Annotated in this window: 2 protein-coding genes and 1 pseudogene; 1 reads left to right on the forward strand and 2 read right to left on the reverse strand. The window is 53.1% G+C overall.

What is annotated here, in order from left to right; translation table 11 throughout:
* Window positions 1–98: hypothetical protein (locus FZZ93_RS18650; RefSeq protein ID WP_149323693.1), on the reverse strand; the 98-nt coding region annotated here is incomplete at its 3' end.
* 279 nt (window positions 99–377) lie between these two features.
* On the opposite strand from FZZ93_RS18650, the gene FZZ93_RS18125 reads away from it, so the two are divergent.
* Window positions 378–1,370, forward strand: a complete 993-nt coding sequence (locus FZZ93_RS18125; protein WP_149323694.1) for a porin — start codon at window positions 378–380, stop codon at window positions 1,368–1,370.
* Window positions 1,371–1,524: 154 nt separating this feature from the next.
* Here the strand turns inward: FZZ93_RS18125 and FZZ93_RS18130 are convergent.
* Window positions 1,525–1,623, reverse strand: a pseudogene (locus FZZ93_RS18130) (electron transfer flavoprotein subunit alpha/FixB family protein); the annotation flags it as partial.

A 1,623-nucleotide genomic window follows, 5' to 3' on the forward strand; every position in this document is an offset into this window, starting at 1 on the left:
TTGGCCTGTTGCATCAGCCGGCAGGCCGCGGCGAGCCCGGAGGGGCCGGCGCCGACGATCACCACGTCGACTTCCATTACATCGCGTTCTATTGACATAACGCCCCTTCCACCACTCGCGATAGCTCAATGCAATTTCGCTTTGCGAAACCACATTCTGAATTCACATCATACATGAAAGTTTTGGCTCATCAATAGCCGCCTCTCTTCCATTGACAAATCCATGCGAATTCGACTTAAGTGCAATTTAGCGAAATTGACGTACCGCTTAGCGAAACTTATTATCGCTCAACGGACGCCAGGTCCGCATATTATCACTCCTCCACGCCAAACGCCTGAGCGGCCGATAAGTACAACGAAAAATCAAAAGGAAGAGGAATGAATACCAACAATATCTCTGCCCTATGCACTGGCTTTTGCCTGCTTTCCACGGCAGCCGCTGCTCAAGCCACACCAGAAATCTATGGCCAGGTCGCCGCTCGCATCATCGATCAGGAGCATCACGACCGCTCCATCGAAGCCTATGACGTCCGCCTGGGCGTCAAGGGCCAAGGGAAGTATGCCAATATCACCGTTCTGTACGAACTCGAAGCGGAATACACGGCCGCTGTGAATGACAGCGATGACAACAAAAACGACGACAGTGAGCTGGAAGTGCGTAGCGCTCGCCTCCTGTTTCCTACCCAGTATGGCGTCTTCGCCCTAGCGCCCAAAACGCCCAGCAGCCAATACCAGACGTTATACGGCGCAGTGGATATCTTTGAGACCAATCGCGCCTATTCCGACAATGGTGTCTCACACATTTTCGATCAGGACCAGACATCGTCTCACGTCATCGCCTGGAGAAGCCCACGCAAATACGGCTTCCAGGGACTGATTTCCTATCTGACGGGCAGCACCGACAGTGGCACCAATTCAGATTACATGACCTGGTGGATCGAGTGGAAAGCAGGTCAGGACAACGCCCTTTCCGGCCTGAGAGCTGCCATCGGCCAAGTGAATATCGACAGTCGGGCAGTCCATGCTCATGCCGATGATGATGCCATGCGTACGGCGGCCACTATCAGCTATACCCACAATGGCCTTCACCTTGGCGCAACATATGAGCACTCGGATTTTCAGGAGTTCGCCAACCTGGATAGAGAAAACTACGGCCTTGTAGCGAGCTATACCCATAAGGGATATACATTAGGTGCCGGCTACTATGAGCGTCGTTTCGATGATGACAGCATGTCGTTTCAGGACAACAGCGGAACTGTCATCACCCTGCAGAAACGTTTCGACGAAAATCTCATGTTCTTCATCGAGAACGGCAATTTTGACCTCGATGAACAGAGCAGCCTGAGTATCGGAGCCAAGCTGACGTTCTGATTGCACGATGGCACCTGACTGTTTCGATCCTTTTGTCTCGGCCTTCGGCCGGGACTTTCTTGCGTTACCATCTCAATCCTCGTGATCGATCGATATAGCGCCCGCTTGGCAAAGGAAAGGCAAAGCGAGCGCGCAGCAAGGCCATACAGTAAGCTTACAGCGTCCCTTCCAGCTCGGGCAGCGCCTCGAACAAGTCAGCGACCAATCCATAATCGGCCACCTGGAAGATCGGCGCCTCCTCGTCCTTGTTGAT

Source organism: Halomonas eurihalina, assembly GCF_008274785.1.
Taxonomy (GTDB): domain Bacteria; phylum Pseudomonadota; class Gammaproteobacteria; order Pseudomonadales; family Halomonadaceae; genus Halomonas; species Halomonas eurihalina.